The organism is Mycobacterium sp. E3251 (assembly GCF_001666835.1).
GTDB lineage: Bacteria > Actinomycetota > Actinomycetes > Mycobacteriales > Mycobacteriaceae > Mycobacterium.
Genome location: NZ_LZJF01000141.1, coordinates 23509 through 44610, shown reverse-complemented (window position 1 = coordinate 44610; position 21102 = coordinate 23509). Strand labels below are relative to the sequence as shown.

The window sequence follows — 21102 nt, the reverse complement described above, 5'->3', positions numbered from 1 at the left end:
ACCGCTTGGCGGTCATCGGCCCAGCCGTATTCGCGCTGGCGGTCGCCATCACGTCTCTCTCGCCGGCTGTGAGTAGGGCCGCTGAATGCGGCGAAGGCACCGTCTACGACGCACCATCCGATACCTGTGTGGTTCTCGCCCAGGCGGCCCAACCAGCAGCGCCGCCCCCGGCAGCCCCACCGCCGCCGCCTCCGCCGCCCGCTTGGGGTGGCTATTACGGCCCGAGGCCTTACGTCTCGGCCAGCATCTGCGCGCCGATTCCAATCATCCATATCTGCGCGGGGATCTGACAGCGCCAGACGCCTTGAGGATTGAACGACCGCACGCGTGTACTGCACGGCGACCGACGAGCGTCAAGTGTGGACGATGAAGCCCGCTTCGGTGTAGGGAGCTGGCTGCGCGGGATCGTTGATCGTCATGTACAGGTCACCAGCCGTCGGCATAGCGAAACCGACGAATCCGTGCGCGGTTTGGCCGTCGTGAAGGCCGCCCGATTGCAGCGGGGGCATCTTGTCGAGCCTCTGGTAGTCGACCGCAAGCGTCGCCGGCTGGGGCGCTTCGTCGGGATGGGTCCATGGCTGATTGCCACCGCCGTACCCGGCAAATATGTAGCCGTGGTCGAACTTGAAGAACGGGTGGGACGTTCCGGTGATAGTCAGTTCCACCACGCCGCATGAGGAGCCAGGCGTCGGAATCGCAAAATGGGTGGTGCATCCCGGCGGTAACCACCTCGCACTGTTGACCGTGATGTCGGCGGTCGCACCATCGGCCGCCCGAGCATGCACGGGCACGCCCATCTGACCGATCGGGAACGGTGGAGTCTCGGACGTGGGGTCAGCCGAAGCGGTGGGACACGAGCATTCGGCAATGACCACGGCGACCGCGGCCGCCGCTGCAGCGAAAACGCGTGTCATCCATGAGCCATCGGTACAGCGTTCAATGGCGCCGACTGCGGGCATGAAACCAATCATCCACCTTACGGAGCCTCCTGTCAGGATTGAACTGACGACCGCTCGCTTACAAGGCGAGTGCTCTACCACTGAGCTAAGGAGGCGGGATCAAACCGGTCCAAGCCTAAACGGTCACTCGCCGCTGTCGATGATGCGCGTTGAGCGCACCGCCCGGGACGAAGGGCGCCGCCGGCCCGGGAGCGGGATCCGGTCGGCGATATTGCTCAGCGGGTTGACCACCATGGTGAGCGCGACGACCGCGTCCTGCAGCGTGGCGATCGCGGGCTCCAGCGCTTCCATCCCGGGTGTCAGCCGCGCCAGAGTGTCGGCGACGTCGGCGAGCTGGTCCAGCGGCCCGTTCTTCGCCGTCAGCTTGTCGACCAGACCGCCCTCGCTCAGCAGGCGGTCGGCCAGCCCATCCTCGGCCAGCAGCCGCTCGATCAATCCGTCCTCGGAGACAAGCTGATCAGCCAGGCCACCGGGTTGCAGCGTGCGGTGCAGACCGCCGCCCTCCGCGGTGAGGCGGTCCAGCAGACCGCCGTCCGCTGTCAGCATGTCGACGACCCCGCCCGGGCGCAGCAGCCGATCGATCGGGCCGTCCGGCGCCACGGCGCGTCCCAGTGGCGCATCGTCGTCGAGCAGCCGCGCGAGCCGGTTGGCGCGAACGATCGCGTCGTCGATTCCCAGCATGGAGGTCATGGCGTTCGTCCCGCCGGTCCCGCCTTCGCCCAATGCCCGCTTCGCCACCCCGACCGCCGCGGTTGCCACGGTCAGGCCGGCGTCCGCGGCGGCAAGCCCGACACGTGCCGGGGCGGTCGCGGCCAAGACGATCCGTGCGGCGAGGTTCATTCCACGAGTTTATTCGCGACGCGACCGCGTCAGCCCGCGCAGGTCCAAGCGGTCGCGATGATTCCTGGCAGACTACTATCAGAGTGTTGGCACTGAGCTTTCAGCAACCACACAATCTTCACATAGGAAACGTTCAACAAGAGGCAGAAGAATCTGATGACCACGGCAACCCCAAGTGAAACGAAACCCGAGGCTCGTGTCCTCGTGGTCGACGACGAGGCCAATATCGTCGAGCTGCTCTCGGTGAGCCTCAAGTTTCAGGGGTTCGAGGTCTACACCGCGACCAACGGCGCCCAAGCCCTGGACCGGGCCCGGGAAGCACGCCCCGACGCGGTGATCCTGGACGTGATGATGCCCGGCATGGACGGGTTCGGCGTGCTGCGGCGCCTGCGCGCCGACGGCATAGACGCCCCGGCGTTGTTCCTGACGGCCCGCGATTCATTGCAGGACAAGATCGCCGGCCTGACCCTGGGCGGCGACGACTACGTGACCAAGCCGTTCAGCCTGGAAGAAGTCGTCGCCCGGCTGCGGGTCATCCTGCGGCGCGCCGGAAAGGGCGGAGCTGAGCCCCGCAGCGCCCGGCTGACCTTCGCCGACATCGAACTCGACGAGGAGACCCATGAGGTGTGGAAGGCCGGCGAACCGGTCTCGCTGTCGCCGACCGAGTTCACGCTGCTGCGTTACTTTGTGATCAACGCCGGCACGGTCTTGAGCAAGCCCAAGATCCTCGACCACGTGTGGCGATATGACTTCGGAGGTGACGTCAATGTCGTCGAGTCCTACGTGTCGTATCTGCGCCGCAAGATCGACACCGGGGAGAAGCGGCTGCTGCACACCCTGCGGGGAGTGGGTTACGTGTTGCGGGAACCGCGCTGAGTCCGCGCTCGGTCATCAGCGTTAGCGAAGAAAAATTCGCATGACTACACCGCATCGACGTGGATTGCCGCTCCGGGTAGGGCTGGTCGCGGCGACTCTGGTGCTGGTGGCGTGCGGGCTGGCAGTCTCGGGCATCGCGGTCACTTCGATCCTGCGGCACAGCCTGGTTACCCGGATCGACCAGACGCTGCTCGACGCGTCGCGCGGTTGGGCGCAGGCCCCGCGGCGGCAGTCGCCACCGCCCTATGAGGGCCCGGACCCTGCCCGCCCGCCGTCGAAGTTCTACGTGCGCGGCATCGGCACTGATGGCACGCCGTTCACCGCCATCAACGACCGCAACTCCGAACCGGCATTGCCGCCCAACAACGATGTCGGCCCCAATCCGACGACGCTGCCGTCGGTCAACGGGTCCGACATCCTGTGGCGCGCGGTTTCGGTGCGCGGCCCACACGGCCTGACGACCGTGGCGATCGACCTTTCCGATGTCCAACACACCGTCAGCTCCCTGGTCTGGCTGCAGATCGGCATTGGGGTGGCGGTGCTGGTCGTGGTCGGCATCGCCGGCTTTGCGGTCGTTCAGCGCAGCCTGCGGCCGCTGTCCGAGGTCGAGCAGACTGCCGCGGCGATCGCCGCCGGCCAGCTGGATCGCCGTGTCCCGGAACGTGATCCACGCACCGAGGTCGGCCGGCTGTCCCTCGCCCTCAACGGGATGCTTGCGCAGATTCAGGAAGCGCTCGCGTCGTCGGAGTCGTCGGCCGAGAAGGCCCGCGGTTCCGAGGAGCGGATGCGGCGGTTCATCACCGACGCCAGCCACGAGCTGCGCACCCCGCTGACGACCATCCGGGGCTTCGCGGAGCTGTATCGGCAGGGCGCCGCGCGAGACGTCGCCATGCTGTTGTCGCGGATCGAAAGCGAAGCCAGCCGGATGGGGCTGCTGGTCGACGACCTGCTGCTGTTGGCCCGCCTGGATGTGCAACGACCGCTCGAGCACAACCGGGTCGACCTGCTTGCGCTGGCCAGCGACGCCGTGCACGACGCGCAGGCGATGGACCCCAAACGCACCATTGCCATGGAAGTGCTCGACGGCCCGGGCACCCCGGAGGTGCTCGGGGACGAACCGCGGATCCGACAGGTGCTGAGCAACCTGGTCGCGAATGCCTTGCAGCACACCCCGGAGCGCGCCGACGTCACCGTCCGGGTCGGCACGGCGGGGGACGACGCCGTGCTCGAGGTGGCCGACAAGGGGCCCGGGATGACAGAGCAGGACGCGTCGCGCGTCTTCGAACGCTTCTATCGCACCGACTCGTCGCGGGCACGCGCCAGCGGAGGTACCGGACTGGGGCTATCGATCGTCGACTCGCTGGTACGTGCGCACGGCGGCGCCGTCACGGTGACGACCGCGCCCGGGGAGGGCTGCTGTTTCCGCGTCACGCTGCCGCGCGTCAGCGAAGTGCCTGCGCAGGAGCCGGCTCACGCCAATTGAGCCAGGGCGGCCTTGATTTTGGCCTGCGCCTCGTCCAGCGACTCCGGTGACGGGTTGCGGTCGACGTTGGCGAAACCGAAGTCGCTCAGGCGGCGGGTGGGGAACACGTGCACATGCAGATGGGGCACCTCCAGCCCGGCGATGATCACCCCCGCCCGCTCAGTCCTGAAGGCCTTGCACACTGCCTTGCCGATGAGCTGACTCACGCTCATGATCCGGGCGAACGTCGCGCCATCGACGTCCTGCCACTGATCGATTTCGGCCCGCGGCACCACCAACGTGTGCCCTTGGGTCATGGGCTCGATCGTCAGGAACGCGACGACGTCGTCGTCCTCGTAGACGAAGCGGCCGGGAAGTTCACGGTTGATGATCTTGGTGAAGATCGACGCCATGGCCCCAGCATAGGGCGTCGAAATTGCCGCCACGGTCATGGTCGCCGTCCACATCACGACCATGACGGCAATCTCGGCGATGAATTCCAGAAGTGGTGATGGTCAATCCTTGCAAGATCAACGCCTCGGATAGAAGTTCAGGAGATTCCGCCATGTCACAGGTGCGTGTGCACAACCTCTCGGTCTCGCTCGACGGCTTCGCCACGGGTAGCGGCCAAAGCCTGGACGCACCGTTTGGGCATGCCGGGCGGCGGTTGCACGAGTGGTTTTTCGCGACACGCACCTTCCGCGCTATGCACGGTGAGGCGGGCGGCACGACAGGCATCGACGACGCCATCGCCGGCAAGTGGGAGCCAGGAATCGGCGCCGAAATCATGGGGCGCAACAAGTTCGGGCCCCAGCGCGGCCCATGGGTGCGCAAAGGCAGCGACGCAGAATGGAAAGGCTGGTGGGGCGCCGATCCCCCATTCCATACCCCGGTCTTCGTTCTCACCCATCACCCCCGGCCTTCGATCGAGATGGAGGGCGGCACTACCTTCCACTTCATCGACGGCACTGCCGAGGAAGCCCTTCAGCTGGCCCGAAAAACTGTGGGAGATTTAGACATTCGCGTGGGAGGAGGCCCCTCGACCGTCCGCCAATTTCTCGCAGCCGACCTCGTCGACCACCTGCACGTCGTGTTGGTGCCGATCGTGCTGGGGCACGGGGAGCCGTTGTGGGAAGGTCTGGAAGGCCTCGAGCAGCGATTCGAGCTGGAGTCGGTGAGCAGTCCCAGCGGGGTCACGCATCTGAGCTTTACGCGTCGCTAGGCTGAGCGGCCGGCTCAGTCCTCCTGGCCGAACTGCATGACATCGAGGTTCCAGTACCCCCGCATGTTGGTGATGAGTCCGGCGTCGTTGACCGTGTAGGTGAAGACGCCCCGCACCGAGCTGGTGAGGCCGCCCTCGAACTTGCTGTTGAGCACCAATATGTGGGCGATCTCGTGGGGCGAACTCGACGGGAACGTTTCCTCGCAAGTGATGGACAGCTGGTTGGCCGCGATGTTGTTGTCGAAGAATTCGCCGACGGCTGCCTTCCCGCGGACCCCGGTGCCGTCCGGGTTGGTCACGGATTTGCCGATCGGATCCTCGATGACGACGTCGTCGGCCATCAGGGCCAGCCAACCCTCCCGGTCGTGCGCTTGCACGCATCGCCATGAGGCCTGCGAGGCGGCGAGCGCCGGAGTGGCCTGGGATTCTTTGGCCTCGGTCATTTCTGTTCTCCTGTCACTAGATTGCGCACGCGGCGCGCGCGCCTTCCTCGGTGGCCTTGCGGATCAGCCCGAGCCCGGTGCAGTCGCCGGCGGCGTGCACCTGAGCGCCGGGCAGGGCGGCGACCAGCGCGTCGAACATCGAGGTGTCGGCTTCGGCGGTGCCGGCCAGCACGACGCTGTCGGCCTCCAGCTCTCGGGTGGTGCCACGGGCCGGGGTGAACACCACAGCCTCGGTAGTGATCCGTTCGACGGCGGTCCGCACATGCACGGTGACGCCCAGCCGATCGAGGCGATCCATGTGTTCAGTCTTGCGTTTGTTGCCCACCTCCGGGGCGATGTCTTTGCCGGATTCGAGTATCGACACCAGCCGGCCCCGACTCGCCAGGAATTCGGCCAGTTCGAGGGCGACCAGGTCACCGCCGATTATGGCGACCCGTCGTCCGAGCGGCATCCAGGCGCGGCTGGCCATCCGGACCGCGGCAGGATGCATCAGCCGCTGCCGCCACCCGCCCAGCGCGGAAGCACCCAGGCGTTGCCAGGCCGGTGCGCCGGATTCGGTTCGCCCGCCCAGCAATTCGCGCAACCCGGGGCCGGTGTGTACGTGCGGCAGATCGGATCCGGGGATCACCGGCACGGCGACCCTGCCGCCGGTGGCCACGATCACCGCATCCGGGTCGGCATCGATGACGCCTTGAGACGAAATCGTTTGACCAAGACAGACGTCCACGCTGCTGAGCTTGATCTCGTTGCGCAGGTAGCGCAGGAAAGGCTCGTTCTCCGGATGCAGAACCGATGCCCAGCGCAGCGCCCCGCCCAGCGCGGTGCTGCGTTCGAAAAGCGTGACGCGGTGTCCCCGCTCGGCGGCCACCCGGGCTGCCTCCAGCCCGGCCGGCCCGCCGCCGATCACCACCACACGCTTGGGGCGCGCAGCGGGAGCCGCCGTCATTTCGCGCTCCTTGCCGGTGCGCGGATTGACGGCGCAGTCGACAGAGAAACGCAGTTCCATTGCGTCGATGCAGTTTTCACAGGATATACACTTGCGAATCCGGTGTACCTGCCCGTCGCGCAGTTTGCGCGGAAGCTCGGGATCGGCCAGCAGGGGACGACCCATCGCGATGAAATCGGCGCGCCCGTCGGCCAGGATCCGTTCGGCCCGGGCCGGATCGTGGATGCGGCCGACGGCGATCACGGGGACGTCGACCACCTGCTTGACCGCCGCCGCGGCCCCGACGTTGAGCCCGTCGCCGTCATCGGCGCCGTTGACCATCCCGGTCACCAACCGATCGATCACCCCGCCGCTGACATGGAACGCGTTGACACCCGCGGCCGCGAACTCCGGTGCCAGCTGCGCGGTCTCGAAGATCGGCCGGCCACCCGCGACCCTTTCGTAGCCCGAGATGCGCAGCGTGATCGGCAGGGTGTCACCGATCTCGGAACGGATCGCGGCCACCGCATCGAGGACCACCCGCGCCCGGCCACGTGCCGAATCACCGCGATAGTCGTCGGTGCGGCGATTGCGTTGCGGCGCAAGGAACGAGCCCAGCAGCATGTAGCCGTGCGCGGCGTGCAGCTCGATGCCGTCGTACCCGGCCTCGACGGCACGCCGCGCAGCGGCCTTGAACAAATCGAACACCCCGCACAGCTGTTGCTTGCTGATCTCGATGGACGGGCGTCCGGTGAGGTAGGAGGGGATCACCGACGGGCCCAATGACGTGACCCCGAAGATCTCCGGCCCCAGACCGTCGGGACCGGCATGCACGATTTGTGGCTGGATCTTGGCGCCGTGCTCGTGCACCACCTCCACGAGAGCCCGATGCGCCTCCACCGATTCGTCGGTGGCCAGGTGCAACCCGCCGGGAGTCTCCGGGTGCTGGTGGTCGATCCCGGTGGCGCCCACCGTGATCAGGCCGACGCCGCCCCTGGCGCGGGCGGCGAAGTAGTCGCGCGTGCGCTCGGACGGCAGCCCATCAGGCGTGCCGTACATGGTCTCCATCGGAGACATCACCAGGCGGTTGCGCACCGTCATGGCGCCGATCCGTCCCGGCGCCAGCAGGTGCCCGAACCCCGTCATTCGGGACCCAGTCGGTTGGAGCGTCTGTTACCTGTCGGCGTCCGTGTAGCGGATGACGCCGCGAATGTTCTTGCCGTCCAGCATGTCCTGGTAGCCCTCGTTGATCTGCTCCAGGCGGTACTGGGTGGTGACCATGTCGTCCAGGTTCAGCTTGCCGGCCTTGTACATCGACAGCAGCTGCGGGATGTCGTACTGCGGGTTGCCGCCGCCGAAGATGGTGCCCTGCAAGTTCTTCTGCATCAAGGTGAGCATCGCCAGGTTGAGGTTGACGTTGGTGTCCAGCAGGCTGCCGATGGCGGTCAGCACGCAGGTGCCGCCCTTTTGGGTGATGTTGAGGTAGTTGTCGACGTCGGCGCCGTGTAGCTCCCCGACGGTGACCACGACCTTGTGGGCCATCAGCCCGTAGGTGACCTCCATGATGCCCATCAGCGCCGCGTTGATGTCGGGATAGACGTGGGTCGCACCGAATTTCAGCGCCTGGTCGCGCTTCCATTCGACCGGGTCGATCGCGAAGATGTAGCGTGCACCGGCGTTGACGGCGCCCTGCAGCGCTGCCATGCCGACCCCGCCGACACCGACGATGGCGACGTCTTGGCCCGGCCGGATGTCGGCGGTGCGGACCGCCGAGCCGTAGCCGGTGGTGACGCCGCAGCCGACCAGGGCGGCAACCTCGAAGGGGACAGACGGGTCGATCTTCACCACGGAGCTGCGGTGCACCACCATGTACGGCGAGAACGTGCCGAGCAGCGTCATCGGGAAGACGTCCTTGCCGCGGGCCTGGATGCGGAACGTGCCGTCGGAGACGGCCGCACCGCCGAGCAGTCCGGCCCCCAGGTCGCACAGGTTGCGCATGCCGGCCTGACACGTCGGGCATTGCCCGCAGGACGGGATGAAGGACAGCACCACGTGATCGCCCGGCGCGATGTCTTCCACGCCCGGCCCGACCTCGGTGACGATGCCGGCACCCTCATGCCCGCCGAGCACCGGGAAGCCGGCCATCGGGATTCCGCCGGTGACGAGGTGATGGTCGGAGTGGCACATGCCGGCCGCTTCCATCTGGATCTTGACCTCATGCGCTTGCGGGTCGCCGATCTCGATTTCCTCGATGGACCAGGGCTGGTTGAACTCCCAGATCAGTGCGCCTTTTGTCTTCACGATGGTCCTGACCCCATTTCGCCTTTGAATCGATCAGAGCTGGCCGGCCCCTTCATGCCGGACAGCTTGGTGACGGGCGCCACAGGCACCCTTGTCGCGTCAGCATAGCGCGTGCAACAAATCAAATGCTTGGTTGGTCCGCCATTGGCTCCGGTCACCAGATCTGCACCGGTGCCTGGCCGAGCGGGTAGTAGCCCGGCAGCTTCTCGCCGGCGATGCTGCGCTCGATCCGCTTCTGCATGCCGGGGCTGAGGTCGCCGGATTCGATGAGCTTGCCGAACATGTACGCGACGTGACCGAAGTCGAAGAAGTCCCGCTGCCACTCGATGAGGTTGTCGGCGTTGAGGCGGAACCAACTGCCGCCGATGCCGTAGATCTCATCCTGGGTGCCGTCGGACTTGTTGACGATCTGCTTCCAGAAGCCGACGATCTCGCCCTGCTTCTCGTCGATGAGCACCTTCTGGTACTCGTACACCCAGTTCTCCAGGCCCTCCATCTCCATTCCGAGGGCGATGTCGCGGATCTCGTCGACGCCGACGCACATCACGTCTTCCTTGGGCCCGATGTTCCAGCCGTAGGTGGCGTCCTGGGCGTAGAAGTCCGCCAACGGCCGCCAGTCACCGGCCTTCTCGCAGTCCTTGTTGGCCTGCAGCCAGCGGTCGACCCATGCCTCGAGTTCGTCGCGTGATGACGCCATGGTCAGTCTTCTTTCTCTTTGATGAACAGTGCATGCGTTGGGCACATATCGACCGCGCGCTCGACTTCGTCGCGGGCGTCTTCCGGCGGTTCCGGGTCGAGGATCTCGACCTTGCCGCGCTTGGGCACCCGGAAATAGTCCGGCGCCTCCAGTTCGCACATGGCATGGCCCTGACACAAATCCAGATCGGCTTCGATCCTGAATCCCATGGGGGAACCTACTTCTGGCGCTTGCGGTAGCGGACCTTCGCCGGCCGCGCGAGCTGGACGACCATCTTGGAGTGGTCGTTGTGGTAGCTGTCGGCCGGCTGCGCCATCTCGAATTCGTACTCGCGCAGCAGAACCGAGAAGATCGCCTTGATCTGCATCTGGGCGAAAGCGGCGCCGACGCACCGGTGCCGCCCCGCGCCGAACGGAATCCAGGTCCACCGGTTGACGATGTCGGCCTGTTCGGGCTTGTTGTAGCGGTCGGGCTTGAAGGCGTCCGGATCGGGGAAGTCCTCGGGGATCCGGTTGCTGATCGCCGGGGACGCGGCGACGTAGTCGCCCTTGTGGATTCCGAAGCCCTCGACCTCGAACTCGCCCTGAGCCACCCGCATCAGAATGATCAGCGGCGGGTGTAGCCGCAGGGTCTCCTTGACCACGTTATCCAGCTTCGGAATCGACCGCAGCGCATGGAAACTCACCTCTTGGCCGTCGGCGTAGAGCTCCTCGAGCTCGGCGAGCACCTCGGCGTACACGTCGGGATGGCGGATCAATTCGATCAGCGTCCACGCCGAGGTTCCCGAGCTGGTGTGGTGCCCGGCGAACATCAGCGAGATGAACATCCCGGTGACCTCGTCGGCGGAGAACCGCGGATTGCCATCTTCGTCCTTGATCGAGACCAGCACGTCGAGCATGTCCCGGTCGGCCTTGTCCTTCGGCGGATTGGCCAGCCGCTGGTCCATGATCTCCTGCACCAGCGCAACGAGTTTGACGCGTGCCTCGTCGCGTCGCTTGAAGCTCTCGATCGGCAGGTAGGGATCGACGTAGCACAGCGGGTCGGTGCCACGTTCCAGCTCGTGGTAGTACTCCGCGAAGCGGTGGTCGAGCTGCTCACGGAACTTCAGCCCGATCAGGCAGGCGGTCGAGGTGTAAATGGTCAGCTCCGCGAAGAAGTCGAGCAGCTCGATCTCGCCGGCGTCGCCCCAGTCGGCGATCATCTTCTTGACTTCGCCCTCGATGGTGCTGGCGTGGCCCTTCATCTGCTCGCCGCGCAGGGCCGAGTTGTGCAGCATCTCCTTGCGCCGCTCGGGGCTGGCGTCGAAGACGACGCCCTTGCCGAAGATCGGCGTCATGAACGGGTACGCCTCGGCCTGGTCCAGATCCTCGTCGGCGGAGCGGAAGAAGAATTCGTTGGCGCCCGCGCCCGATAGCAGGATGACGTGTTTGTCGACCAGCTGGAACCAGCCGACGTCGCCGCACTCCTCCCGGACGCGCTTCATCAGACCGATTGGGTCGGTGCGGAATTCCTCGAGGTGACCATGCTCTTCCGCACCGCCGGAAACCCGCGGAACAATCGCGGTGGTTGTCATGACGGCATTCCCTCCTCGCCGAGTGCGAGCTTCTGTCGATCTTTCTTGTCAGCCAACGGGGCTTCGGGCTGAAGCTCCATGTTCGCGATGAACCCGCCGCGCGGTGTCTCGGCGACGAACGTGATGGCGCGCGCCAGGTCCGCCGCGCGCAGGAAGTAGTCATGGCGGGCCTGGCCCCACTTGGCCCAGTCCTCCAGTGCGGGGCCGATCTTTTCGGCCGGCAGGCTCCAGCCCATCGAGGTCTTCGTCGGGCCGGGGTGCACGATCGAGGCCCGCACGCCGGTGCCCTCGAGCTCCATTTGGAAGTTGGTGACCATCGCCACGAGAGCGGCCTTCGCCGCGCCGTAGGCACCCATGTGCGGCCGCTGGCGCAGGGCCACGTCGGAGCCGACGAAAATCAAATCGCCACGCCGGCGCTCCAGCATGCCCGGCAGCACCGCGGCGGCCAGCCGGTTGGCGCCGACGAGGTGGATCTGCAGTTGCGACTCGAACTCGTCGGTGGTGATCTCCGCGAGCTTGCCGAAGTACGTGTCGCCGGCGCCGGCCACCAGCACCTCGATCTCGCCCAGTGCATCGACCGACTGTGCAACAAAGGATTTGACCGAGTTCGGGTCGGTGACGTCCAGGTGGAATCCGACGGCCTCGCCGCCTTCGGCGTTGATCTTGCCCACGATGTCGTTGAGCTTCTCGACTCGGCGGGCACCAAGCGCGACAGGGAAGCCGTGCGCCGCGAGTTCGATGGCGGTGGCCTCTCCGATGCCGGACGAGGCGCCGGCCACGATGGCCGGCCGGCGTTCGGGCAGGGGGTCAAAGCGGGGCATTCAGCGGACCTCCACGGTCATCGGTAGGTGAGCGAATCCGCGGACATTGCTGGAGTGGACGCGGACGGCGTTGGCCTCGTCCACCTGATATCCGCGGATTCGCTTGAACAACTCGGTGAGCGCGACCCGGGCTTCCATCCGCGCCAGATGCGCGCCCAGGCAGAAGTGTGCGCCACTACCGAAACTCAATAGCTTGGGCCCGATTTCGCGCCCGATCAGATAGTCGTCGGGATTGTCGAAGACCCGCTCGTCGCGATGGCCGGAACCGGGCAACAGCAGCAAGACGTCGCCCTCGGGAATGGTCGTGTCGTAGAGGGTGAGCTCCCCGGACACGGTGCGGGCCAGGATCTGGCTGGACGTGTCGTAGCGCAGGGTCTCCTCGACCCACAGCGGCACCAGCGACAGGTCGGCATAGACCGGAGTCAGCTGATCCGGGTTTTTGTGCCCCCAGAATGCGGCATTGGCAAGGAGTTTGGTGGTCGTCTCGTTGCCGGCGATCACCATCAGAAACATGAAGCCGAGGACTTCTTCGTCGGTGAGCCGGTCGCCGTCGATCTCGGCTTCCAGCAGCGCCGAGGTCAGGTCATCCGTCAGCTTTTTGCGCCGCTCGGCGACCATCCCCTGGTAGTAGACGATCAGGTTGATGGAGGCCTCGACGGCCTCCGGCGGCACGTCGGTGACGCCCTCCGCGCGGTGCATCACCCCGTCGGCCCAGGCGCGCACCTGAACTCGATCCGGTTCGGGGACACCCATCAATTCCGAGATGACGTCCATGGGCAGCTTCCCGGCGAACTCGTCGACGTAGTCGACGGTGCCGTCCGCTGAAGACCTGGCCTTTTCCAGCATCGTGTCCAGGTGTTGTACCGCGATCTCGGTGACCCGGGGTTCGAGTTCCCGAATTCGCCTGGGGGTGAAGCCTTTTGACACCAGCGTCCGCAGTCGCAGATGTGCGGGATCGTCCATCGCCAGAAAGGACATCGTCTTCGATGCGTGCGGCCCGCGCGATGCCGGGTCCAGCGAGACGCCGTACTTGTTGGATAGCGTCGTGCTGTTGCGGAACCCCTGCAGCACATCTTGGTGCCGCGACAACGCCCAGAAGTTCAGGTTCTCGTTGCGATACAGCGGGGCCTCATCGCGGAGGCGCTTGTAGTACGGGTACGGGTCCTCGTGGAAGTCGTAGTCGTACGGATCGAGGACCAGCTCGTGGTCGCCAACATGGATGGTCATTCGGTGCTTGTCTCCTGGCTAGTCTCTCCGGCGCCGGTGAGGATCAGCCTGACCACATAGGCCAGCCGGTCGGCGATCTCGCGATAGGTGAATTCGCCGCTTCCGGCCTGGACGAGCGCGCCGAAGAACGACATCTCCAGCGCGGACACGGCGGTGGGGTCGGCGGCGGGGCCGATCGCGGATGCGATGCGACGGTGGATCTCCGCGCCGATCCGGTCGCGCGCGGCCCGCACCGCGGGCTCGGCGCCTCCGCTGAGCAACGCCGTCGTGCACGCGGCGCTGACCTCGGGCTCGTCGGCGACCACCAGGGCCAGGTGGCGCAACACCTGTTCCACCCGGGTGGGCATCGGGTCGTTGACGTCGGTGAAGTAGGGGACCTGGCGCACCAAGTCGAGGTAGACCTCGGCGATGAGGTGGTTCTTCGACGAGAAGTAGGTGTAAGCGGTGGCCGGGGCGACTTTGGCGCGGGCTGCCACCGCGCGCACCGTCAGGTCGGCGTACGACTTCTCACGCAGCGTCTCGATGCCCGCCGCGAGCACCTTCCGGAAGGTTTCCTCCTGCCGGCGGTTCCGCGTGGGCCGGCCGGCCTGGTGATCGGCCTGGGACTTGGTCGTCACCAGTGCATCGCTGGACACATGTCCAAGCTATCGGACCGACTCCGCCGGAAGCAACCCCGATCCGCAAAGATGCGGCTTAATGTCGTGTTTTCGGGCGGCGGCCGCCCCGATCGCGATCGACCCTTGCACCGCCGACAGCCGGACGGCTATGGTTCCATCGGAGAATATCGGACAAGTGTCCACTGAAGTTCACTGAGATTTCGCGTGCTCGATTGGTCGCAGAGACGGGAGCGGGAGATGGCCTTGTTGGCCGACGGCGTGAGCGCACTTTTCATCGACGGGAAGATGTCGCCCGGCAGCACCGGCACGTTCCCGACGATCAACCCCGCGACCGAGGAGGTGCTCGGGGTCGCGGCGGACGCCGACGCCGACGACATGGGCCGCGCCATCGACGCCGCGCGGCGCGCCTTCGATGAGACGGAGTGGTCGCGGGACACCGAGTTGCGGGTGCGGTGCGTGCGTCAATTGCGCGAGGCGATGCAGCAGCACCTCGAAGAGCTGCGCGACCTGACCATCGCCGAGGTCGGCGCGCCGCGGATGCTCACCAGCATCGCCCAGCTCGAAGTTCCGGTCAACGACCTCGCGTTCGCGGCGGATACCGCCGAATCCTACGTTTACAACCAGGATCTCGGCGTGGCGTCGCCGATGGGCATCCCCACCCGGCGCACCATCGCCCGTGAGGCCGTGGGCGTCGTCGGTGCGATCACCCCGTGGAACTTCCCCCACCAGATCAACCTCGCCAAGATCGGGCCCGCGTTGGCCGCGGGGAACACCGTCGTCCTCAAGCCCGCCCCCGATACCCCATGGTGCGCCGCGGTTTTGGGGGAACTCATCGCCGAGCACACCGACTTCCCGCCCGGTGTCATCAACATCGTCACCTCCAGCGACCACGGCGTGGGTGCGCTGTTGGCCAAAGACCCTCGGGTGGACATGGTTTCGTTCACCGGGTCGACCGCAACCGGCCGCAGCGTGATGGCCGACGGTGCCGCCACCATCAAGAAGGTCTTCCTCGAGCTCGGCGGCAAGTCGGCGTTCATCGTCCTCGACGATGCCGACCTGAGCAGTGCCGTGGGCGTGGCCGGGTTCTCGGTGTGCATGCATGCCGGGCAGGGATGCGCGATCACCACCCGGCTGGTGGTGCCGCGGGCCAAGTATGACGAAGCTGTAGCCATCGCGGCCGCAACGATGGGCGGCATCAAGGCCGGCGACCCCACCGACCCCGGAACGATCTGTGGGCCCGTGATTTCGGCGCGCCAGCGCGATCGGATCCAGGGCTACCTGGACTCGGCCATCGCCGAGGGCGGCACATTCGCGTGCGGGGGTGGCCGGCCGTCCGACCGCGACGTCGGTTTCTTCATCGAGCCCACCGTGATCGCGGGGCTGGGCAACGACGCCCGCTGCGCGCGCGAGGAGATCTTCGGCCCGGTGCTGACGGTGATTCCGCACGACGGTGACGACGACGCGGTGCGCATCGCCAACGACTCGCCATATGGCTTGTCGGGCACCGTATTCGGCGCCGATCCGGATCGGGCGGCGAGAGTTGCCGCGCGGGTCCGCGCGGGGACCATCAATGTCAATGGCGGCGTGTGGTATTCGGCCGATGCCCCCTTCGGCGGCTACAAACAGTCCGGAAACGGTCGAGAGATGGGTCGGGCCGGTTTCGAGGAGTACTTGGAGATCAAGACCATCGCGACTTCAGTCGGTTAAAGGTCAACTAGAGGAGCTCGAGAGCATGCGGTTTGAGAACAAAGTCGCCATCGTCACCGGGTCGGGCGGCGGCATCGGGCAGGCCTACGCCGAGGCCCTGGCACGTGAAGGCGCCGCGGTTGTCGTGGCCGACATCAAATCCGAGGCGGCCGAGGCGGTGGCCAAGCAGATTGTGGCCGACGGCGGTACGGCCCTGGCGGTGCCGGTCGACGTGTCCGACCCGGCTTCGGCGAAGGCGATGGCCGACCGCGCGCTCGCCGAGTTCGGCGGCATCGACTATCTGGTCAACAACGCCGCGATCTTCGGGGGCATGAAGCTGGACTTCCTGCTCACCATCGATCCCGAGTACTACAAGAAGTTCATGAGCGTCAACCTCGACGGCGCGTTGTGGTGCACCCGCGCGGTCTATAAGAAGATGGCCAAGCGCGGCGGCGGGGCGATCGTCAACCAGTCGTCCACGGCGGCGTGGCTGTACTCGAACTATTACGGCCTGGCCAAGGCCGGGGTGAACGGCCTGACCCAGCAGCTGTCCCGTGAGTTGGGTGGCCAGAACATCCGGATCAACGCGATCGCGCCAGGGCCCATCGACACTGAGGCAAACCGAACCACGACGCCGCAGGAGATGGTCGCCGACATCGTCAAGGGTCTTCCCTTGTCGCGCATGGGGACTCCCGAGGACCTGGTCGGGATGTGCCTGTTCTTGCTCTCCGATGAGGCGTCGTGGATCACGGGGCAAATCTTCAACGTTGACGGCGGGCAGATAATCCGGTCATGACCGCCGGCGACGATGCAGAGCGCAGCGATGAGAAGGAGCGGCGCATATGACCAGTGACTTGAAGCTCGGGTACATCGGCCTGGGCAATATGGGTGCGCCGATGGCCACGAAGATGACCGAATGGCCCGGCGGGGTGACGGTTTACGACATCCGGACCGAGGCGATGACGCCTTTGGTCGAGAAGGGAGCCCGCCTGGCGGACAGCGTCGCCGACGTCGCCGCCGCGGACATCATCCACGTCACCGTCCTCGACGACGCGCAGGTCCGCGAGGTCGTCGGCGAGCTCGCCGCCCACGCCAAGCCGGGCACGGTCATCGCGATCCACTCGACCATCAGCGATACCACGGCTGCGGAACTGGCCAGTGACCTCAAGCCGCACGGCATCCATGTCGTGGACGCACCGGTCAGCGGTGGCGCCGCGGCCGCCGCGAAGGGCGAGCTCGCCACCATGGTGGGGGCTGATCGGGAGGTATACGAGCGGATCAAGCCGGCGTTCAAACACTGGGCGGCGGTCGTCATCCACGCCGGTGAGCCCGGCGCTGGGACCCGAATGAAGCTGGCCCGCAACATGTTGACTTTCACGTCGTATGTTGCGGCGTGTGAGGCCATGAAACTGGCGGAGGCGGCGGGACTGGATCTGCAGGCGCTGGGTCGGGTGGTGCGTCACACCGATGCCCTCACCGGCGGGCCCGGCGCGATAATGGTCCGTGACGACATGAAAGACCTTGAGCCGGAACACTTCCTGTACCAGCCGTTCCTGCACACCCGCGGGCTGGGAGAGAAAGACCTGAGCCTGGCGCTGGTCCTGGGCGAGGCGGTGTCGGTGGATCTGCCGCTGGCCCGGTTGGCGCACGAGGGGCTGGCGGCCGGGCTCGGGATGCCACACACAGAGAAAGAGGCGTGATGGACGAACTTCGCCGCAAGGGCCTCGCGAAGATGAACGAGGTCTACGGCTGGGAGATGCCCAACATCGAGGGCGACGCTTACTTCGACCTGACCGTCGACCACTTGTTCGGCAGCATCTGGACGCGACCGGGATTGTCGATGCGCGACAAGCGCATCATGACGTTGACGGCAGTGACCGCGATCGGCAACCGCGACCTGGCCGAGATTCAGATCAACGCCGCGTTGCTCAACGGGGAGCTCACCGAGACGGAGCTCAAGGAGATGGCCGTCTTTCTCACCCACTACCTCGGGTTCCCCCTCGGTTCCGCGCTCAACGGTGCCGTCGACGCCGTCGTCGCGAAGCGGAAGAAGGCCGCCGCGAAGGGTGCCGGAGAGGACAAGAAGGCCAACGTTGACGCCGCGTTGAAGATGCACTCCGGGGACAAGGCCGCCGACTAGGCGTGGCGCGAAGCCTCCTGCGCCAGCTGCACTCTCGAGCTGACGCCCAGTTTGGAGTAGACATGGCTGAGATGCGCTTGCACGGTGCGTGCCGAGACGAAGAGGCGCGCGGCGATGTCCTTGTTTGGTAGCCCTTCGCTCACGAGTTTCACCACGTTGATCTCGGCGGGGGTCAGTGACGCCCAGCCGGTCGCCGGCCGTTTGCGCTCACCGCGTCCGCGTCGTGCATATGCGATCGCCTCCGTCACGGACAGCGCCTCCCCTTCGGCCCATGCCTCTTCGAAGTCTTTGTCGCCCATAGCCTCCTGCAGGCCGGCCACAGAAGCCTCGTGGGCATCGTCGTAGATCTTGAAGCGCACATAACCGGTGCGGTCGCGTAGCGCCTTTGCCGTTCCCAGCAGGCGTGCGGCTTCTCGGTTCGCACCGCCACCAATGGCAAGTGTCGCGAGGCATTCGAAGACCTCGGGAATGACGAAGTGCGCGTTGAGGTCCACCGCTGCGCTCAACGCATCGTGCGCGTCGCGTTGCGCCTGCTCGCAATCGCTTTGCGCGATCGCGACGCGGGCGCGCTTGGTCAGTGCGAATGCCCGATGCGCGCCGGGGGCTACAGCTATGGCATCGTCGGCCCAACGGCGCGCCCCCGTCAGGTCCGCCAATGCCAGCGCGATCTCCGCCAGCGGAATGACGTTGACGACAGCCAGTTCGGGTTGAACCTTCAAGCGCTGCCACGCCGCGTCGGCGGCGCTCGCGGATGCGGCAACATCACCCGCCGCCAGCGCCGCATCGGCCAAAGCCGCGTAGGCGTAACCCTGGTTGAACGAACCGAGGTCGCGGGCGGCTTCCACGGCCGCATCCGCGGCGGCCCGGGCCGAAGCGGTGTCGCCGGTATAGGCGAGCATGTGGCCGAGGCTGACCAGACTGGCCATCCGCCACGTTTCGTCGTGGGCGGCACCAGACTCGGCGACCAGCTCCCGGAATTGTGCTACGGCCCCGGCCAGATCGCCTTCCCACCACTGCGACAACCCGATACACCACCGGCACCCGCGAGAGGCGTAGCCGTCGCCGATCGCGTCAGCGATGTCGCGGCCTTCTTCGCCTGCGGCGCGCGCCTCGATCGGGTCGCCTTTGCCCGTGACCGCCGCGAAGGCTTGAAACGCCAGGATCTGGCTCAAACTCCAGTCGTCGCCCACCATGCGGGCAAGTCCGAGCGCTTCCCTGAAATAGGTGTCGGCAGCAACCGCGTCGTAGGCGAAGATAATCCCGCAACCGGCGAGCGCGCGAACCAGCAGCGCCGGCTCGCCGATTTCGCGGGCGAGCGCCAACGCCTCCAACGCCTCGTCCATGTTTTCGTGGATGGTTTGCGCGCCCTCGAGTGTGGCTTTGTCCGCGAGTGCTCGGGCCCGAATGGGGAGCGGCACCTCCACGCCGTGCGCGGCGGCGTCAGCGAGCGCCGCGTCGAACCAGGCAGTTCCCTCCCGCACGCGGCCGCGAGTGGTCCACAGCGTTTGCAACGCCGATGCGAGGTGCAAAGCCGCCGGGATCTCGTTGTTTTCACGACACCAGGCGAATGCCGCACGCAGGTTGTCCATCTCGACCGTGGCCTGCTCGATCCGGCTCTGATGATCGATGCGCCCTGGCGCGTCGAGTTCCGCCGCGAGCGCCGCATAGTGGTCGCGGTGGCGGGCGCGCACCGCGTCGGCCTCGCCGGCCTCGCCGAGCTTCTCCAGCGCATACTGGCGAACCGTCTCCAGCATCCGGTATCGCGACCCTAGGTCGCCGTCTTCGATGGCGATGAGTGACTTGTCGATGAGCAGCGTGAGCTGATCGAGGGTTTGGTAGCGCTCGATCTCGCCCTCGGCGCAAACCGCTTGCGCCGCATTGAGGTCGAATCCGCCAAGGAACACCGCCGCGCGGCGGAAGAGGACCCGTTCGGGCTCGGTGAGCAGCGCGTGCGACCAGTCGACTGACGCGCGCAGCGTCTGCTGGCGGCGTACCGCCGTTCGCGCCCCGCCGGTCAGCAGCCGGAACCGGTCATGCAGGCTGTCGAGAATCTGTGTCAACGACAGCGCACGTACCCGTGCGGCAGCCAGCTCGATCGCCAGGGGTATGCCGTCCAGGCGTCGGCAGATCTCGGTCACCGTGGCCGAATGACCTTCGGTCACACTGAAATCCGAGCGTACATGGCGGGCGCGGTCGATGAACAACGCCACCGCCTCGTCGCTGAGAGACAGGGAGGGCACCCCCCAGGCGGTCTCTCCTGCCACCCGGATCGGTTCCCGGCTGGTGGCGAGGATCCGGACGGCGGAACAGGCACCCAGCAGCGCGAGGACCATCGCCGCGGCGGCGTCGATTACGTGTTCGCAGTTGTCCAACACGAGCAGCATGTGCCGACCCGCGATGGCACGGGTCAGGGTGTCCATCGTCGAACGCCCGGCCTGGTCGGGCAGCCCCAACGCGCGCGTCACCGCGAGCGGCACAACGTCGGGGGTGGTGATGGGGGCGAGGTCGGCGTACCACACCCCGTCCGCGAAATCGCCGTCCGCCTTGGCTGCGACCTGTAGCGCCAGCCGCGTCTTCCCGACGCCACCGGCGCCGGTGAGGGTCACCAACCGGTTGTCGGCGATGAGCCGCCGAACGGTGTCTATTTCGGCGTCGCGGCCGACGAAACTCGTGAGTTGCGGCGGGAGATGGTTCGAGCCGGTGCTTTTCGGTGCGCGTAGCGGGGGGAAGTCGTTGCGGAGGTCGGCATGGCATAGCTGCGTGACCCGTTCCGGTCGGGGGAGGTCCCGCAATGCGTGGATGCCGAGGTCAAGCAGCCACGCGTCGGCCGGCAGCCCGTCGGCGAGCAGATCGCTTGTCGTGGCGGACAGGACCGTCTGTCCGCCGTGAGCCAGGTCGCGCAGCCGCGCGGCGCGGTTGATGGTCGGTCCGATGTAGTTTGCCTCGTCGCGCAGTTGCACCTCGCCGGTATGGACGCCGATTCGCAGATGGATCGGGGAAAGCATCGTGAGTTGCAGGTCCAGCGCAAATGCGACGGCGTCGCTGGCGCGGGCGAAGGCGACAACGAAGCTGTCGCCCTCGCCTTGCTCGACCGGGCGCACTCCGTTGTGCTTGGCCACCAGGTCCGATACTGCTCGGTCCAAGAGCGCAATTGCGGCGCGCATTTCGCCGGGCTGGGTCTGCCACAACCGCGTCGAGCCCTCGACGTCGGCCAGCAGCAACGTCACCGTCCCCGTCGGGAGCTCGCTCAAAGCCAAATCGCTCCAGTTCAATCGCGGCGTATCGACGCACCGCTCGGTCTCAGTCATGTTAG

At 66.4% G+C, this 21102-nt stretch carries 19 protein-coding genes, 1 tRNA gene and 1 pseudogene; 7 read left to right on the top strand and 14 right to left on the bottom strand.

The genetic code is table 11. From position 1 onward, the window contains the following. Positions 1–353: 353 nt before the first annotated feature. The 3 genes from A5697_RS28110 to A5697_RS16960 form a co-directional block, all read right to left on the bottom strand. A complete protein-coding gene (locus A5697_RS28110; RefSeq protein WP_068011446.1) occupies positions 354–914 on the bottom strand; it encodes a hypothetical protein in 561 nt (186 codons plus the stop codon). Between the two features lie 68 nt (positions 915–982). Beyond that, positions 983–1054, bottom strand: a tRNA-Thr gene (locus A5697_RS16965). Between the two features lie 28 nt (positions 1055–1082). Next, positions 1083–1799, bottom strand: a complete 717-nt coding sequence (locus A5697_RS16960) for a hypothetical protein (RefSeq protein WP_067947796.1) — start codon at positions 1797–1799, stop codon at positions 1083–1085. Between the two features lie 156 nt (positions 1800–1955). Here A5697_RS16960 and phoP point away from each other — a divergent pair, with 156 nt between their 5' ends. Both phoP and A5697_RS16950 read left to right on the top strand, forming a co-directional pair. After that, on the top strand, positions 1956–2675 hold the full coding sequence (gene phoP, locus A5697_RS16955) for a two-component system response regulator PhoP (RefSeq protein WP_067947794.1): 720 nt from the start codon (positions 1956–1958) through the stop codon (positions 2673–2675). 40 nt (positions 2676–2715) lie between these two features. Then, a pseudogene (locus A5697_RS16950) lies at positions 2716–4174 on the top strand (sensor histidine kinase). Here the strand turns inward: A5697_RS16950 and A5697_RS16945 are convergent. Then, positions 4146–4550 (bottom strand): HIT family protein, encoded by a 405-nt coding sequence (locus A5697_RS16945; RefSeq protein ID WP_067947804.1) that lies wholly within the window; start codon positions 4548–4550, stop codon positions 4146–4148. The pseudogene A5697_RS16950 and the gene A5697_RS16945 sit on opposite strands and share 29 nt — an antisense overlap. 152 nt (positions 4551–4702) lie before the next feature. Here A5697_RS16945 and A5697_RS16940 point away from each other — a divergent pair, with 152 nt between their 5' ends. Beyond that, positions 4703–5359 carry a dihydrofolate reductase family protein gene (locus tag A5697_RS16940; RefSeq protein ID WP_067947790.1) on the top strand — a complete coding sequence of 219 codons (657 nt, stop codon included), beginning with the start codon at positions 4703–4705 and terminating at the stop codon, positions 5357–5359. Between the two features lie 14 nt (positions 5360–5373). Here the strand turns inward: A5697_RS16940 and A5697_RS16935 are convergent, their stop codons facing one another. The 9 genes from A5697_RS16935 to A5697_RS16895 all read right to left on the bottom strand — a co-directional run bounded on the left by A5697_RS16935 (position 5374) and on the right by A5697_RS16895 (position 13981). Further along, the gene (locus A5697_RS16935) at positions 5374–5802 is read right to left on the bottom strand and encodes a ketosteroid isomerase family protein (protein ID WP_067947788.1); all 429 of its coding nucleotides are present in this window, start codon (positions 5800–5802) and stop codon (positions 5374–5376) included. A gap of 16 nt (positions 5803–5818) precedes the next feature. Then, the gene (locus A5697_RS16930; RefSeq protein ID WP_068011445.1) at positions 5819–7873 is read right to left on the bottom strand and encodes an FAD-dependent oxidoreductase; all 2055 of its coding nucleotides are present in this window, start codon (positions 7871–7873) and stop codon (positions 5819–5821) included. A 27-nt stretch (positions 7874–7900) separates the two neighbouring features. After that, positions 7901–9028, bottom strand: coding sequence for an NDMA-dependent alcohol dehydrogenase (locus tag A5697_RS16925; RefSeq protein WP_067947783.1), 1128 nt, complete (start codon positions 9026–9028; stop codon positions 7901–7903). Between the two features lie 154 nt (positions 9029–9182). After that, positions 9183–9731, bottom strand: a complete 549-nt coding sequence (locus A5697_RS16920; RefSeq protein ID WP_197501045.1) for a nuclear transport factor 2 family protein — start codon at positions 9729–9731, stop codon at positions 9183–9185. Further along, entirely contained in the window at positions 9728–9934 is a 207-nt protein-coding gene (locus A5697_RS16915; RefSeq protein WP_067947779.1) for a ferredoxin, read from the bottom strand. The genes A5697_RS16920 and A5697_RS16915 overlap by 4 nt, the downstream gene beginning before the upstream one ends. Before the next feature lie 8 nt (positions 9935–9942). Beyond that, positions 9943–11298: a cytochrome P450 gene (locus A5697_RS16910; protein WP_067947777.1), complete on the bottom strand. Its 1356-nt coding sequence runs from the start codon at positions 11296–11298 to the stop codon at positions 9943–9945. After that, positions 11295–12119: an SDR family oxidoreductase gene (locus A5697_RS16905; RefSeq protein WP_068011444.1), complete on the bottom strand. Its 825-nt coding sequence runs from the start codon at positions 12117–12119 to the stop codon at positions 11295–11297. The genes A5697_RS16910 and A5697_RS16905 overlap by 4 nt, the downstream gene beginning before the upstream one ends. Continuing rightward, positions 12120–13346 (bottom strand): cytochrome P450, encoded by a 1227-nt coding sequence (locus A5697_RS16900; protein ID WP_067947773.1) that lies wholly within the window; start codon positions 13344–13346, stop codon positions 12120–12122. After that, complete coding sequence (locus A5697_RS16895) at positions 13343–13981, bottom strand: TetR/AcrR family transcriptional regulator (protein WP_068011443.1); 639 nt, start codon at positions 13979–13981, stop codon at positions 13343–13345. The genes A5697_RS16900 and A5697_RS16895 overlap by 4 nt, the downstream gene beginning before the upstream one ends. Before the next feature lie 219 nt (positions 13982–14200). Between A5697_RS16895 and A5697_RS16890 the strand changes: the two genes are divergently transcribed. The 4 genes from A5697_RS16890 to A5697_RS16875 are packed head-to-tail and all read left to right on the top strand — an operon-like array spanning position 14201 to position 17789. Then, positions 14201–15670, top strand: coding sequence for an aldehyde dehydrogenase (locus tag A5697_RS16890; protein ID WP_068011442.1), 1470 nt, complete (start codon positions 14201–14203; stop codon positions 15668–15670). 25 nt (positions 15671–15695) lie between these two features. Further along, positions 15696–16445: an SDR family oxidoreductase gene (locus A5697_RS16885; RefSeq protein WP_067947767.1), complete on the top strand. Its 750-nt coding sequence runs from the start codon at positions 15696–15698 to the stop codon at positions 16443–16445. A gap of 46 nt (positions 16446–16491) precedes the next feature. Continuing rightward, entirely contained in the window at positions 16492–17349 is an 858-nt protein-coding gene (locus A5697_RS16880) for an NAD(P)-dependent oxidoreductase (RefSeq protein WP_068011441.1), read from the top strand. Further along, a complete protein-coding gene (locus tag A5697_RS16875; protein ID WP_068011440.1) occupies positions 17349–17789 on the top strand; it encodes a carboxymuconolactone decarboxylase family protein in 441 nt (146 codons plus the stop codon). Before A5697_RS16880 ends, A5697_RS16875 begins: the two co-directional genes overlap by 1 nt. On the opposite strand, the gene A5697_RS16870 is transcribed toward A5697_RS16875, so the two are convergent. Beyond that, positions 17786–21097, bottom strand: coding sequence for a LuxR C-terminal-related transcriptional regulator (locus tag A5697_RS16870; RefSeq protein ID WP_082953444.1), 3312 nt, complete (start codon positions 21095–21097; stop codon positions 17786–17788). The genes A5697_RS16875 and A5697_RS16870 overlap by 4 nt on opposite strands. Positions 21098–21102: the final 5 nt, after the last annotated feature.